The 15,187-nt window shown below is 45.5% G+C and carries 16 protein-coding genes; 11 read left to right on the top strand and 5 right to left on the bottom strand.

Going from position 1 to position 15,187, the window contains the following annotated elements:
* Position 1 precedes the first annotated feature (1 nt).
* From HU147_RS11540 to HU147_RS11580, 9 genes are all read left to right on the top strand, one after another.
* Positions 2–1,246, top strand: a complete 1,245-nt coding sequence (locus tag HU147_RS11540; RefSeq protein ID WP_224076373.1) for a molybdopterin molybdotransferase MoeA — start codon at positions 2–4, stop codon at positions 1,244–1,246.
* Positions 1,234–1,755: a molybdopterin-guanine dinucleotide biosynthesis protein B gene (gene mobB / locus HU147_RS11545; protein ID WP_224076374.1), complete on the top strand. Its 522-nt coding sequence runs from the start codon at positions 1,234–1,236 to the stop codon at positions 1,753–1,755. Before HU147_RS11540 ends, mobB begins: the two co-directional genes overlap by 13 nt.
* Positions 1,742–2,182: a molybdenum cofactor biosynthesis protein MoaE gene (locus HU147_RS11550; protein ID WP_224076375.1), complete on the top strand. Its 441-nt coding sequence runs from the start codon at positions 1,742–1,744 to the stop codon at positions 2,180–2,182. Before mobB ends, HU147_RS11550 begins: the two co-directional genes overlap by 14 nt.
* A complete protein-coding gene (moaD, locus tag HU147_RS11555) occupies positions 2,179–2,412 on the top strand; it encodes a molybdopterin converting factor subunit 1 (protein WP_224076376.1) in 234 nt (77 codons plus the stop codon). The genes HU147_RS11550 and moaD overlap by 4 nt, the downstream gene beginning before the upstream one ends.
* Positions 2,409–2,969: a molybdenum cofactor guanylyltransferase gene (gene mobA / locus HU147_RS11560; RefSeq protein ID WP_224076377.1), complete on the top strand. Its 561-nt coding sequence runs from the start codon at positions 2,409–2,411 to the stop codon at positions 2,967–2,969. The genes moaD and mobA overlap by 4 nt, the downstream gene beginning before the upstream one ends.
* Positions 2,970–2,986: 17 nt before the next feature.
* A complete protein-coding gene (gene moaA / locus HU147_RS11565; RefSeq protein WP_224076378.1) occupies positions 2,987–4,003 on the top strand; it encodes a GTP 3',8-cyclase MoaA in 1,017 nt (338 codons plus the stop codon).
* A 328-nt stretch (positions 4,004–4,331) separates the two neighbouring features.
* Positions 4,332–5,261, top strand: coding sequence for a phosphotransferase (locus HU147_RS11570; protein ID WP_224076379.1), 930 nt, complete (start codon positions 4,332–4,334; stop codon positions 5,259–5,261).
* A 155-nt stretch (positions 5,262–5,416) separates the two neighbouring features.
* The gene (locus HU147_RS11575; RefSeq protein ID WP_224076380.1) at positions 5,417–5,923 is read left to right on the top strand and encodes an SMI1/KNR4 family protein; all 507 of its coding nucleotides are present in this window, start codon (positions 5,417–5,419) and stop codon (positions 5,921–5,923) included.
* Between the two features lie 43 nt (positions 5,924–5,966).
* A complete protein-coding gene (locus HU147_RS11580) occupies positions 5,967–6,164 on the top strand; it encodes a hypothetical protein (RefSeq protein ID WP_224076381.1) in 198 nt (65 codons plus the stop codon).
* 809 nt (positions 6,165–6,973) lie between these two features.
* Here HU147_RS11580 and HU147_RS11585 read toward each other — a convergent pair.
* Genes HU147_RS11585 through HU147_RS11595 form a run of 3 tightly spaced genes read right to left on the bottom strand, consistent with a single transcriptional unit; the run spans position 6,974 to position 10,493 of the window.
* Entirely contained in the window at positions 6,974–7,633 is a 660-nt protein-coding gene (locus HU147_RS11585; protein ID WP_224076382.1) for a hypothetical protein, read from the bottom strand.
* Positions 7,630–8,496: an ABC transporter ATP-binding protein gene (locus tag HU147_RS11590; protein ID WP_224076383.1), complete on the bottom strand. Its 867-nt coding sequence runs from the start codon at positions 8,494–8,496 to the stop codon at positions 7,630–7,632. Before HU147_RS11590 ends, HU147_RS11585 begins: the two co-directional genes overlap by 4 nt.
* Positions 8,493–10,493 carry an ABC transporter permease gene (locus HU147_RS11595; protein ID WP_224076384.1) on the bottom strand — a complete coding sequence of 667 codons (2,001 nt, stop codon included), beginning with the start codon at positions 10,491–10,493 and terminating at the stop codon, positions 8,493–8,495. Before HU147_RS11595 ends, HU147_RS11590 begins: the two co-directional genes overlap by 4 nt.
* Before the next feature lie 991 nt (positions 10,494–11,484).
* On the opposite strand from HU147_RS11595, the gene HU147_RS11600 reads away from it, so the two are divergent.
* Together HU147_RS11600 and HU147_RS11605 are read left to right on the top strand one after the other, a co-directional pair.
* Complete coding sequence (locus HU147_RS11600) at positions 11,485–12,744, top strand: cytochrome P450 family protein (protein WP_224076385.1); 1,260 nt, start codon at positions 11,485–11,487, stop codon at positions 12,742–12,744.
* A 369-nt stretch (positions 12,745–13,113) separates the two neighbouring features.
* On the top strand, positions 13,114–13,512 hold the full coding sequence (locus HU147_RS11605) for a HEAT repeat domain-containing protein (protein ID WP_224076386.1): 399 nt from the start codon (positions 13,114–13,116) through the stop codon (positions 13,510–13,512).
* Between the two features lie 207 nt (positions 13,513–13,719).
* On the opposite strand, the gene HU147_RS11610 is transcribed toward HU147_RS11605, so the two are convergent.
* Positions 13,720–14,325, bottom strand: a complete 606-nt coding sequence (locus HU147_RS11610; protein ID WP_224076387.1) for an ABC-2 transporter permease — start codon at positions 14,323–14,325, stop codon at positions 13,720–13,722.
* Complete coding sequence (locus HU147_RS11615; protein ID WP_224076388.1) at positions 14,318–15,184, bottom strand: ABC transporter ATP-binding protein; 867 nt, start codon at positions 15,182–15,184, stop codon at positions 14,318–14,320. The genes HU147_RS11610 and HU147_RS11615 overlap by 8 nt, the downstream gene beginning before the upstream one ends.
* Positions 15,185–15,187: the final 3 nt, after the last annotated feature.

Here is a 15,187-nt window from a genome sequence, read left to right on the forward strand (position 1 = left end):
GATGGTGGAACACCGAAAACCGATTCCGGTTTCAGAAGCTGTACAAAAAGTGATTGACCAAGCGCATCTGTTGGAGACGGAAACAGTGCCGCTCGAACAAAGTTACAACCGCATACTTGCAGAACCGATTGTCGCGGGACACCCCGTACCGCCTTTTGACCGCTCGCCGTATGACGGATTTGCGATCATCTCCAAACATTCAGCCGGCGCTTCCGGCGACAACCGAATCTGTTTCGATATCGTCGACCATATCGGCGCCGGAGCGGTGTCGGAAAAAACCTTATCCGGCAATCAAGCAGTGCGGATCATGACCGGTGCGCCGCTTCCTGAAAATGCTGATGCCGTCGTCATGTTTGAGCAGACGGTGGAATCGGACGGATTTTTTACCATCCGCAAACCGTTTGAACCGCTGGAAAACGTGTCGCTCCAAGGCGAAGACGTCGAGCAAGGCGAAACGGTCATTGAAAGCGGAAATTTGATCCATCCCGGTACCGTCGCCTTGCTGGCAACATTCGGCTACGCAACGGTCCGTGTAGCCAAGCACCCGGTCGTCGGCATTCTTTCTACCGGTACCGAACTGCTGGATGTATCCGAGCCGCTCGTACCCGGAAAAATCCGCAACAGCAACGGTCCGATGATCGCTGCACAACTGGCACGCATGGGAATCCCCTGCAAAACTTACGGCTTGTCGGTCGACAATCTGGACGAGAGTTTTGACATTGTAAAAAGGGCCGCTGAAGAAACGGACTGCCTGATCACCACCGGCGGCGTATCGGTCGGCGACTTTGACTTTCTGCCGGCCATCTACGAGCGCCTCGGGGCGAATGTCCTGTTCAATAAAGTCGCCATGCGCCCCGGAAGCGTAACGACTGTTGCGGTAGCGGATGGCAAATTTTTATTCGGCTTATCCGGCAACCCATCCGCCTGTTTTACCGGTTTTGAATTGTTCGTTCGGCCGGCCCTGTTAAAAATGATGGGAGCACAAAAATTGTATTTGCCGCAGACAACCGCCGTTTTAGCGGAAGACGTTCCGCAAGCGAATCCATTTACACGCTTTATCCGGGCAGTATATGATGGCCACACCATCAAACCCGCCGGCTTCAACAAATCGAACGCTGTGGCATCCATTGCAAAAGGCAATGCGCTGATTGTGTTGCCGGGCGGCACGAGGGGCTTTACAAGCGGAGACACAGTGGACGTCCTGCTGCTTGGCGTCGAGGAAGGCAGCGCTGCATGGAAGCTGTAAGGATTCTGCAAGTTGTCGGCTTTAAAAACAGCGGCAAAACGACGCTCATGAAGCGGTTGATTGAACTAACCCGTACTTCAGGGATGAAAGTCTCGGCAATAAAACATCACGGACACGGCGGCAGACCTGAGCTGCCGCCGCAGGAAACCGACAGTACGCAGTTTCTCGCAAGCGGCGCAGCCAGTTCGCTCGTTTACGGCGATGGATTGGTCCAGATGCATCTCGAGGAACCCGAAGCGGATCTGGAAAAATTCATCCGGTTCTCTCTATTGGCCAATCCGGATTTGATTTTAATTGAAGGTTTTAAGGCAGCTCCTTATCCGAAAATTGTGCTGGTCCGAAGCCCGGAAGATTGGCGGGAACTTGAAACCCTGTCGAATATCCAGCTGGTCATTGTGCATACAGGCGTGAAATTGGAAACTACCGCAACGCTGGAAGCGGATAATATAGAAGCAATCGCCCGTTTTTTTATCGAGTGGATGGAAGGTGAAAACGATGAAAGCATATAGTATAGTGACCGAACCGATCAACCCGCAACTTTACGCCGATTACGTGCTGCGTCCGGAAGCCGGCGCCGTAACGCTTTTCACCGGACACGTCCGGGAATGGACCAAAGGCGTAAAAACCTTGTATTTGGCGTACGAAGCCTACGTGCCGATGGCAGAGAAAAAATTGGCGCAGATCGGCCGGGAAATCGAAGAAAGATGGGAAGGGACCCAGGTGGCGATCGCGCACCGCATCGGCGAACTTCAAATCAGCGACATTGCGGTCGTAATTGCGGTATCCTCGCCGCACCGGAAAGCGGCTTATGAAGCGAATGAATACGCAATTGAACGCATCAAGGAAATCGTGCCAATCTGGAAAAAGGAAATCTGGAATGACGGCGAGGAATGGATCGGCGACCAGAAGAAAAAACCGGAAGGAGAAATGATATGATTACCATTCATTATTTCGCTGGAATCAAAGAACTGACCGGAAAGGCTCAAGAGACGCTGCAGTTTGCCGGGCAGACCGTGGATCAGCTGCGAAAAGAGCTTGCCGGCAAATATCCCGGTATGGATGAGAACTCAGTCCAAGTCGCGGTGAATGAAGAATATGCTTTGCCGGATGACGTCCTGTCAGAAGGCGATGTCGTCGCATTGATTCCGCCGGTCAGCGGCGGATGAGCCGGACGGTCGGAATTCTGCTTGCCGGCGGACTGTCCAGCCGCTTCGGATCGCCAAAAGCGTTTGCTGAAATAGATGGCCGCCTCTTTTATGAACGGGTTTACCAAGCGCTCGCCGCGGCTTGTGATCAGGTTGTCATCGTGACACGCCCAGAATTGATCGGCCGTTTTCCGGCCGGACTGGACGTCATAGCTGATTTGCCGGAAGTGGCTGGAAAAGGTCCGCTCGCAGGCATTTGTTCGGCAATGGAAGAGCGGCCGGCTGAACGGTATCTCGTGCTTCCATGTGATATGCCTTTCATCGGACCGAATGAAACACAGGCGTTGATGCAGCTGTCATCACGGGCTGACGTCACGGCGGTTCAGACAGCAGCAGAAAAAATTCCCCTGTTCAGTGTATGGAATGGCAATTCGAGCCAGGAATTAAGGAAATTTATTGAATTCGGCAATTTGAGCGTATTCGCTTTTTTGGAAACGATCCATACGGAATGGGCAGTGTCTTCGCTAATCCATAAAGACCCTGCCGTATTCCAAAATATAAATACCCGCATCAACTAGAAAGGGAGGGCGTTAGCATGGAAAGGCAAGCACTAAAAGACCAGCTGGGACGTCCGATACGCGATTTGCGGATTTCTGTCACCGACCGCTGCAATTTCCGCTGTTCATACTGCATGCCAAAAGAAGTGTTCGGCGACGATTATGCATTCTTGCCGAAACAGGAATTGCTGTCCTTTGAAGAAATTCACCGGCTGACCCGAATCTTCGTGTTGATGGGCGTCAAGAAAATCCGGTTGACCGGAGGAGAACCTTTGCTGCGCCGCGGCCTCCCGGAGCTGGTGAAGAAAATCTTCTCGGTTGAAGGTGTGGAAGACGTAGGGCTGACGACGAACGGGTTATTGCTGAAACAGCACGGACCGGCGCTGTTTGATGCGGGGCTCCGACGGCTGAATATCAGTCTGGATGCACTCGAACCGGATCTGTTCGGAAAGCTGAACGGCCGTGGTGTCGGCTCTTCACCGATCCTCCAAAATATCGACTTTGCCAAAGAGCTGGGTTTTGAAATCAAAGTCAATATGGTGGTACAAAAAGGCGTCAACGAAGCGGAGATTCTGCCAATGGCTGCCTACTTCAAGGAAAAAGGCATTACGCTGCGCTATATCGAATTCATGGATGTCGGCACCGACAATGGATGGAGCTTTGAAAAAGTCGTCACCAAAAAAGAGATTTTGGAAAAGCTCCTGTCTGCCTATGAACTGGAACCCGTCGATCAGGATTATTTCGGAGAAGTGGCGAAACGCTACCGCTATAAAGGCGGCGACTCGCAAGTCGGCTTTATCACTTCTGTTTCGGAATCCTTCTGTTCATCGTGCACACGCGCCCGCCTGTCATCTGACGGCAAATTCTATACGTGCCTGTTTGCCACCGAAGGGTTCGATATCCGCGAACTTCTTCGGAGCGGCTTGGAGGATCCGGAACTGCTGGAAGCAATCAGCCGTGTATGGGAACGCCGGAGTGACCGGTATTCGGATGAACGGACGGAACAGACAGCGAAATCGCGCAAAAAGATTGGCATGTCGTATATCGGCGGGTAAGGAGTGGCATAAAAACTTCCTCCTGCTTGGTAGAAAGTGAATTCACTTAATAAACGATGAGAAACGAGGCGTATTTCTAATGGAAATATTCCTCGTTTTTTTTATTTTGACTTGCAAGTGAGGTGTCCGGAAAAGCAGGTGAAGTTTGGCGAACGTTCGGAATGCGTTTTGACATGTTTACGAACGGTCTTTAAATTACATATAAATTAATTATAAAGCGCTTTGAAATTTTCTGATTATTGGTAATATAGCTATATACATATTGGGATTAGATAGAGGATGAATGCAGTCCGTATAAAGGAAATTAAACAGAAAGTAGGAGAATTAAATGAAAGCTAAAGAAATCGTAAAGAATTTTGGTTTTGAAACAGAAGATGAACCAGTTAGCATCTATCCGTTTTCGCCAGTTTACCGGATGATACGACCTGAAGGCGACTTTATAGTCAAAAAAACGCAGCACCCAATCGAGAAAGCAAATCGCCTCATGAGATATACAAAAACATTAAACGAACAAGGTGTAGATGTGGTAATTCCGTCAAAGATTCAAGCAGAAAATCCAAGGACTTTCGGTGAAGAAACCTACGTCGTTTATCCTTTTGTTCAAGGAGTGCCTTATACGGGAAAGGAGTGGGAGATCAAAGAAGCAGGAAGGTTGCTTGGGCGAATTCACGCATTATCTCCAACTGATAATAAATATGAATTGGATATATACGATGTATTTGATTTCACTGAAAATGAAGTTAAAGAGAGCTTCCAGCATATTGTGCAAAATGCAGCTCCTTACGGATTAACTATTAAACCAGAATTAGAAATCCAGCTTCTGCAAGCGGTTCGTCAACAAGAGGAATTGAAGCAAGCCGGATTGTTTTCCGTCGCAACACCGCACGATTTCAAAGCGAATAATCTTATTTATACCCCACAGCCTTATTTGATTGATCCGGATAATGCTGGATGGGTTCCGCGAATATTTGATCTGGCACTCGTCCTGCTGCTGTTTCATAATGAACTGGCCTCTGCTCCAGACCGACCGTTTACCGAACAGCAATGGCATTTGTTTCTAGCGGGATACGGGGAATCCGTAAACTTATCGCATGAGGAGAAAATGAATTGGCCGAAAGCACTGGACCACGTTTTCCTGGATGAAGTGATATGGCTGATGGCGGATGTAGAAGAAGATTGGCAGAATCCGGCGCAGCGCGCTTTATTTAATCGCCTTATTCAAGTGTTCTTGAACTCGGAAGAATTCGACTTAATTTAAGTGATGTGCAGTGGATCGAATCAAAGGGAAGTGGGAGTTGAATGTAACTTAAGTGCAGTTAAGTTACATTCAAAATAAATATATTATCTTTTATAAAAGTTTAAGAGAAAATGAAATTACTAGGAAAAAGCACTAAATCGAAGGGGGAAAAGATGGTGTCTAAAATAAACATTACTCTAGAAGCTTTAAAGAAGCGCCTGGATTCAAAAGGCCTTCTGGAAGTTCAACAAGAAGATGGATATGTTACAAAAGTGAAAATGAATTTTAATCCCCCGGCAACAGAAAGTGAACTGCAGAAATTGCCATTTACTGTACCCGAAGACTACAAAGAGTTTCTGCGGCTGCACAATGGCGGACTTATTTTTAGCCATCCCCAATATGGTAGCGGATTTGAACTTTTTACCATTGATGAGATATTGGAATACAGAGCCATTCCGGGTTATGACTATCCGGATAATTGGTTTCCAATCGCCTATGGATATGATGGCTGTTATTTGATTGTGACAGACAAAGTGGTGGGCAATGGCTATCTCTACGTGATGGATACCGGTTATAACTTCGAGGATAATATGTATATTGGCATGAACTTCGAGGACTGGCTTGAAAAGTTCGTCATCGCGCAAGGATCGAAATTCTGGGAATGGGGATTCATTATTCCATAAATAACCGAGTACGAATCGCTTTGACGAACGAATAACGGCTTTTTTGGAAGTTAACATTGAAAAATCGGTCATCACGGATGTGGAAGTGGATTCCTTTAGAGGGCTAAAAATTCTGATGTCGGAAAGTTACGTACTGGAAGTGTTCCCGGACTCATCGAATGGAAGCGAGATCGGGAATTCTGGCGACTTTTCAATCGTCGGAAAGGTAGTCCACATTTTGTCGTTTCCGGCAATGGAGTAGAATATATCTGAGTTAGGTTAAAGTACGTAAGATAAGTAAGTCATTCAATCACCCAATTCCATTCGCTGTGTTAGAAAATCCATCGAAACTGATTTCAAACGAAAATAGGATACATTCAAGTGGCTATACCATAGGGGTTGAAAACTCGCATTTCAATAGGAGTTGGGTTTACCCATCAAGCGTTATGGAAGGAAAAAAGCTTGTATAAATCCAGAGTTGGAAATATTTTAACCGTTAGTAACCAGCTTCGTATTTGCAGGGAAATGATCGCTGCTTAGGAGGTAATTCCAAAAACACTATATGATTGGAGGTAGGTTGCTTATGAAAAACATAAACACCCAAGCGTTATGAAGGTAACTGAAAAACAAAAAAATATTTTTGTTTTAGTGCTGGCAATCCTTGCACTTATCTACTCCATTACGGGGATTATACATGAAATAGTATTATCATGGTTTGTGTTTATTTACAGCCTGTCGATTATTCTCTATATTATCTTCACATTAAAGGACTGGAATAAAACCGAATAATGTAGAAAATGCCTTTCCAATTGTTGGCGGAAGGGCATTTATGTATTTTCTTAACGAGCAGTGACATGGCTTAGCAGAAAAAAACTGACTGGGTAACCATAATTATATTAAACATGGCTTCACAGGCTTTGTAAGATCTCATTTAAAATGAATTAGGTTTACATATCTTCACTTATACGAAGATGAAATTTAATAAGATAAGATAAGAAAAGCAGAGGAACTGAACTTTTGAAGAGGATCCATCTGCTTTTTGCGTTCCTTTATTTTTTTACTTCGACTCCATTATGCAGGTTTTCTATCCGTTCTTTTCAGGAAAACGACGGTGAACAACGCCAGGATACCAATTGTTACGGACAAAATAGCGAATTTAGCAGACAGAAAAGGATCCCATACCGGCGGCTGGAAGAGGAAGATGTGCGGCCACGGCATGTATTCGCCCAAGGTCACCACTTCCAGAACCGTGAAAATCAGGCCCACTGTGAGTGCAATCTCGATATTCTTGATCCAGACGATCAGAGAAGTGCCTAAAAACTGATAAAACAACAGCAGCAAAAAGAAATGGAAAAAGTTGATTAAAGGCAGTTCCCCGATTCCATACTTCAAGATGAGAGCGACACTTAGAATCAGGACGCCGATGGCATTCACGACATAATAACGGATAAAGTCCACAGGGAATCGCTTGGCGTAATAAGGAGCCAAGGTTTCCTGTGCACCTTCTTCGTATAGTTCGCTTAGGCGGTACATGAGCCACCAACATGAAAATGGAATGAATACGCCTTGGATAATAATCACATTGTTATAGATTCCTGCTTCTTCCCGTGGAAAAAAGAGGATGAAAAGCAAGGCGGTGATAAACACGAGAATTGGGACGAAGAATGTCAAACCCATCGTTTTCCGGTCAAAGAGGAAAGATTGGTAGATAGTTCCGATGAAGTCTTTCATCGGTTCATGCCTTTGACGACAGCCAGATAGCCATCCACCAATCGGGGTTCGACGGATATTGCATCGCTTTCGCTTTTCGTTGAATAGACCCGAAGGCACATCCCGTTGCTTTCTTCTGTGATTTGCACCACTTCTTTTTGGTTCATGATGGCGTCCAAGTCGCTCGGCGCAACTTGGTATTCCCATACCTGCCCTTTGGCGCGGGCTTTCAGTTCTGCCGGCGATCCTTCGAATAACACGCGGCCTTCTTTCAACACGCCGATTTTCGTGCATAGAAATTCGATATCTTCCACGATGTGCGAGGAAATGACGACTGTCCGTTCCGTTCCGAGATTGCGGAGAAGGTTCCGAAACCGAATCCGTTCTTCGATATCCAGCCCAGCCGTCGGTTCATCGAATAGCAGAATCGAAGGGTCTCCCATCAGTAGCTGGGCAATCCCCACCCGTTTCCGCATGCCGCCGGAAAGCTCAATCATCTTTTTGTTCTCGTGGCCCTGCAGGTTTACTTGTTGGATTACTTGCCGGACTTTCACTTGCCGTTCTTGTTTGTTCATCATCCCTTGCAGCATCGCAATATGGTCTAACGCTTCTTCCAAGCCGATATTGGGGTAGACCATGAAGTCCTGCGGCAAATAGCCAATCAATGTGTTCTGTTTGACGTACTTGCCTTTCCGGTAATTTTCTCCCTTCATTTCCACCTGTCCGGCATTCATGGAGATCAGGCTCGACAGGATTTTCATCAACGTCGTTTTTCCGGCGCCATTCGGACCAATCAAGCCGTAGATGCCTTCCAGCTGCAACGAAACATCCGACAGAATGTGGTGTTTTTTTATCCGCTTCGATACGCCATTGATCTTTATCATCTTTTTCCTCCCTTGAATTCTTGCAGGAGCTGTGCGGTGTCGATCCAACTGCCGGACACTTGCTCCATCTCTTTGTACCACAGAACCAAAAATTCGGTTTGCTCGTTTTTTTCCATCGAATAGAAGTCTGCATAGATTCGGGCAATCACCTTTTGGATTTCTTCATCGTGCTTCTCCATCACTGTGAAAGAAGGAACGACTGGAGGTGTAAAATCTGCATCCAACACAAGCCCTGTTTCATTTTGCAGATGAAGCGTAAGCAGTTCATTGAAAACTAAGATTTGTTCGGGTGACATCCCTAGCCGTTTATCATGGTTCCACAGCAGTGCATTCAGATAAATGCCGGGAATTTCATGGGTTGTGGAACTGACGTTGATATTCGAACCGCTAAAGTAAAGCAAATGATCACTGCTCAAGTAACCCGTGTTCCATTCCTGCCGGAGCGCCAGCAAAGCGATTTGGTTTGGCAACTCCCCAGCATCTAAGTGGAACATTTCAAGCAATTCCTGGTGGACGCGAGCTAAAGACGGTTCGAACATCTTCCAATCGGCGGAAATGTCGGACCAGGAGTTGGGATGGAGGACGGTTTGTTCGCCCAATTCTGCCTCCGTCAGCATGCCCCCGAGAACGGAAACGCCGCCGGCCACTTCGCCGCTGTACCGGTTTTTCCCGTCTGCCGACAAATTGGTGTAAAGCGGCAAATCGCCTTCCACCGCCAGCGTGTAGGAAATGACTTGGTCTGTCTGAACGGAATGCAGGTCAACACCTTCATCGTAAATGGTGTCGAAGACAAACGGCGGATGGTCTGTTTTGGTTGGAATCCAGCTGAACGCATTCGGAAGGAACAGGTAGTCTTCCGAAACCGGCACCAGCGCCGAATCGTTCAGGGTATAGGAAAACGTCAGTTGGTCCGTCAAGCGCTCCCCGTCCCGTTCCACGAAGACAAAATCGCCTTGATTTGTATACGGCAGCGTCTGTCCCTGCTGGTCCGTTACCTGGGTGACTTCGAATCCATGATAAAGGACGAATCCAAGGGTCGTTGTGCGGATATCCGAGAGGGCCACCGTTGTTTGAGCTGTTACCGGCCCTCGGGCATCCAGCTGAATGGTGTAATCCTCCACTTCATACTGCAGAAAAACCGGCTCCATCTCGTCGGGAATATCTTTGTAATACTGAGCTTCCGCTTCCAAATCCGCAAAGCTGAACGCAAGTTTGCCGCCGGTAAAAATATACGGGAAAAGAAGCGTATTGATCGAGACTAGCGAAACGCACAAGAGCGTTAGTGTGAATTTTTCCCAGGAGGTGCGGGTGGTTTTCATCAATATCAACGCCATGAGAAGCACAACCGCCAGAATCCAAAAAATGATCTTTGCATAGACGGAAAGCGACACATTATATCCCAGCAAGTCAATAAAAGGCGATTCACTGCTCAACGGACCGATATACAGTAAGCTTCTCGGATCAGAGAACGGGATTTGATGAAAATACTGATGAAACAAAGTTGTATTCATGGGACCAATCACCAACCAGACGACAATCATGAAGACCAGCCCCAATTTGTGTTTTCCGAACAGCAGCGCGGTCAGGATTCCGATGCCAAAAGCGAGCAGAAACGGCAAGTACCAGTAGACGGTCATGTAAGATGCCGTCTGCGTGTAGAAAGAAGAATACGGAATGCCGGATAACCGGAAATAGAGGGAGATCAAGACGAACTGCAGCCCGATGCAGCCGGCCGTGAACAAGGCATGGATGCTAAACAATGCGCCGATTTTCAGTAAGGTGATACGGAACGTCCCCATGAACAGGTTGCACGCTCCAAAACGAAATTCGTTGGAGAAGGCCCTGTAAAAGTAGACAAACAGCAGTAACAGGACGGCTTGTACAATCATCATCATTTCGCCGACAAAACTGCCGTAGCGCATGTAATCGAACGGTTCCAGGATACCGAGTACAATGCGGGTCAGCAGCATCCCGACCATAAAGATCAGGGTTCCCATGTAAAAAGGGCTTTTCAATAATTGCTTGGAATAAAAGACAAAGAGGTTCAGGAATAACTTCATAAACTGGAGACACCCGCACTTTCTTAGAAATCGACCGAAATGTGATGATTCAGATCCGGCTGGTAGAAAGCACCGGTTATTTCAGCTGAATTTATAAATTCCGTAATTGTGAAATTGCTTTATTGGAAAACTTTGAACTTCTGTCTTGAATATGTATTCGTTTTCTTAATAGGATTTTCCAACTACATACTCTCTTTATCATGTTGGTTATTTCTAGAAAAATCAATATTTTTCTAGAAATAGGAAATAAGAGGAGGGAAAGAAGGAGTTGGATTTCTCTAAATAGATTTTTCGAATTATTGCTAGGGCACTAGGAAAATTGCGGAAGACTTGTTTTTATTATGAAGGAAAGAATTTGGACACATCTTATTGGATGTTTCGGTTTATATATGGGGATTATTAGTAGCAGCAGAAAATAGAATGCAATTGAAGGAAGAAGAAAGAGAAGATGCTTTTATTTGATCATTATCTCTTCCTTTTTGTAAGTTAATATTGGCTTTTAAAAACAGTTATCCATATTCATACTCGGCTCAAGAAACTTTTGTGAATTTAAATCGTTCCTAGTAAAGTATGTAAATTTTTTACCAAATGACCGGTAAAAGGATAGAGGCTTAAGTTATTTGTGTCAGCTTTTAGGAGAAGACATTAATGGAGAATATACATAGGTGAATCAGGGCACATACATCGTGTGTGGAGCTGCTGAATCAGGCAGCATCGAATTTGAGGATAACGAAATTGCGTTTGGGTCTTAAGTTAACAATTTAGGAATGTTTACACTTCCTTAAGAAATATAGGCACAAATATAGGAACTGCTGAGGAGTGTCTTACTAAATCGGTCAAAGTACCAAATTATCCATCATAAGCCATTGCCTTTGAGTAATTCATACAGCTAATTCCTCGATCTAATTTGAGAAAGGACGGATTATTTATGAACTATTCAAGTCAGGTTGAAGCAGAGCAAGCGCTAGTGGGCGTGCTAAGCGGAAAGAGTGGAGATAATCCATTTCCGATATTTGAGCAGTTAAGACAAATTGGATCAGTTGTACAGTTGCCATTTCCTATGGGAGAAACGAATAACCGCGCATGGGTGGTTACACATATGGAAGAAGCGCTGAAAGTTCTCAAAGATCAAGACCACTTTTGTGTAGATCCGAAGTCGATTGATCGAAATAGTACCATCAAGGAATCTTTAACAGGAAGTTCAGACTCGGCTGGTTCGAATATGTTTTTAACTAACTCCTTAAACGCAATTGACCAGCCGGACCATAGACGGCTGCGCGCACTCGTATCTAAAGCGTTCACACCGAGATACATGGAAGGTTTGCGTCCCCGTGTCCAAGAATTAGCAGATGAATTGCTAGATCAGGTACAGGACCGGGGAGAAATGGATTTGGTAAAGGATTACGCCAACCTTTTACCGATTAACGTTATTTCCGATATGATCGGGGTCCCTAAATCGGATCATTCATTAATCCATAAGTGGTCGGAGGGAATTGCTAACGGTCTTGGTGTAGGGACAGTTGATCCAAAAACTGCTGAAAACCTAAAAGACTTCGGCAACTATATCAAGCAGCTTACAGAAGACAAACGAAAGCAGCCCTCTGATGATTTGATCAGCCAATTAATCTCAATTGAAGAGCAGGGAGATCGGCTGGATGAAGCGGAGTTGATCTCGCTTGTTCAGCTGCTGATTTTTGCAGGACACGAGACCACTTCAACCTTAATTTCTACGGGTACTTTACTCTTGTTGGATCATCCGGAGCAATTAGAAATACTTAAGGCAGACCTTAGCCTGGTACCGTCTGCAGTAGAAGAATTGTTGCGTTTTCATGGCCCTTCAACAACCGCTGGGCCACGGTATGCCCTTAAGGATCTCGAACTTAGCGGGCAGGAGATAAAAAAAGGAGACATGGTTTTCCCATTATTGAAATCAGCCAACCGTGACGAGCGACAGTTTGAAAATGCAGAAGAGCTGGATATTACTCGTGGTATTAAACGCCATCTTGCTTTTGGGCAAGGTGTCCATATGTGTTTAGGTGCACCTCTGGCACGAGTGGAAGGGAATATTGCATTCACCACACTGCTAAAGCGCATGCCGAACTTGCAGCTCAACGTCCCACGGGAGGATGTTCACTGGAAATTTAAGCTTGCCGCTCAAAGTCTGGCCTCTCTTCCAGTAAAATTTTAAGAAGGAAGCTTTGGAATTACAGAATGATCTCTTCATGTGGTTGTGAAATCCTTGCTCCGGCATCACTCCGCTAGCTTTATCGTTCCTTCACACTGTCAGCTGGAGGTGGAAACGAAGTGCCGAAACCCCACTCATTAGGCGGCTAATTGCTGCGAAGGCAGTGGGTGCTGCAACTTAGAGAGAAATGGTCTGCATACGAAGTCTTAACGAAAGACAAGAAAATTCATAATAGAATTTTCTTGTCTTTTTAATTTGGAAAGCATACGATACAAACACTTGAACACAGTTACATGTAGATTATGAAAAGAATGTTAGTTTCATTGTCCAAAAATTTGTAGGCGATCAGTGGCGGAGGTGAAATATTCCATCATGAAATCAGAGCAAAGAATAATGATTATCCAGGGATTTCTCGAGCAGGCTGGTCCGGATGCCATTGAGAACATTGCCGCCTTTCTAAAAGATGAAGATCCTTACGTTATGTGGATGGCCATCGAAGCTCTTGGAACATTACCGATCAGCGAAAAAATCAAAAACATCCTGCTTCCCCTGACCGACAATCCGGATGAAGAAATTCGGTTTAAAACACTCGAAGCACTGTGGGGTTATACGCGAGACGCTGTTTTAAACGCCGTGGTCAATCGATTGAAAGATGACGATGAACTCGTGCGTATTTCAGCGGTGGAAGCAATTGGTTCTAATGAATTGGTCAGAAGACGAATCGAAATGGCTCTTGCAAGAAAAAATGATAATTTCAAAAGACGACTTTAGGTAGTTTTAGAGTCGGAATTGTAAAATGCGTACATATCACCAAGTTTTCGGTAGGCGCTGTAATTTCAATCAAAAAAACGAAAGAGGAAGAAGGACGCCGAATGGCATCCGTCTTCCTCTTTCGTTTGCTATAGTATAGCATTTTCCTTTTAGCTAAAGGCAGGGCTGTCAGTTAAGAAACTTGCAATTCTCTGTTAATCTTTCCAGTCAAAATGCTTTTCGTTCGTAAATAACAGTTGAAACAGTCCAGGATGCTGCGTAGATTACTAGGATTATGAAAGCAGGAACACCGTATAAAGCAGGCGCAGACACGCTTGCGATAAAATCGGTTATCGATGGAATATGTTCCGCTGCATTTGATAGGATCCATTGCATCAACCACGTCAACAAAACAAAGCTGATTAAAATGACAGTAGTGATAGAGCCTGGTTTGAAAACCTGAAACAATGGAAATGTCAACGCAGCAAACAGGAGGAATAACCCAGTGCCGATAGCAATATCTGTTAGCGCAAAAGGCTTGTTGAAGATGAACATCACCAAACTAGCGAGCCCGATGGAAAGCACCATATATATGACCGCGCCAAGATAGCGCGCTGTGATGATTTCCTTGCGGGTATAGGGGAGTGAATTCAAAAGAATATTCGTTTCCGCTTTTTCATCATAGGCATAAGCATTGAAGGGGATGAAAATACTGGCGACAAGGAAGATGAAAATCGGGTTCATCCCCAGCACCACAAAAAACAGAATGAACGGCAGGAAAATGAATAACTGTTTTTTTTGCAAAATGGCATCGCGCCTGATCAGATTAAGCACCTCGTATGTCCCCTTTCGCATAATACATAATGTCTTCTAAAGAAGCCGGTTCGATGACCACGGTGTCACCAAAGATTGTTTTTACTGCAGGCGGGTCGTCTGTCAATGCCTCGAATCCTGTTGGGGCGCGGTGTACTTGGACAAAAGCCTTTTCTGTATCCCGATCCAACAGATTCAGTCCACCTTTAACGAGCGCATAGTTTTCTGCCACTTCATGGATGGATTGATTGAATATCAATTCGCCGTCCTGCAAAAAGGCGATATAGTCTGCGATGCGATTGAGGTCGCTCGTGATATGCGTCGAGAAGAAAATCGTCCGGCTGCCATCAATCAGCAATTCCTGAAGCAGATCCAGCAACTCCCTTCTGAATACCGGATCCAGTCCTGCTGTTGGTTCATCCATAATTATCAGTTCCGCATGATGCGACAGAGCGATGGCAAGTGACGCCTTCATCTGCATGCCTTTTGAAAAAGTCTTCACTGCCTTGTTCATCGGCAGTTCGAACTTTTCAATATAATGATGGAATAATTCATCATCCCACCGCTCATATGCAGGCCCGACGATACGTTTGATGTCTTTCAGATTCAGTCCTTCAAAAAATACATTGCCGTCGTAGACGAAGCCGATGCGTTCTTTGATTTCCTTTTCATGAGTTTTGTAATCCATGCCGAAAACTTTTACTTCACCAGCATCCGGTCGCAGGAGGTTCATCATCATTTTGATCGTCGTTGATTTGCCCGTCCCATTCTTTCCGATAAATCCGGTGACAAAACCTTGTTTCACTTGTAGATTCATCCCTTCTATAGAAAAACCTTTGAACCGTTTTGTGATATTATTCATTTCCACTGCGTATTCCATCGT

Source organism: Planococcus chinensis (assembly GCF_020071995.1).
Lineage (GTDB): Bacteria > Bacillota > Bacilli > Bacillales_A > Planococcaceae > Planococcus > Planococcus chinensis_A.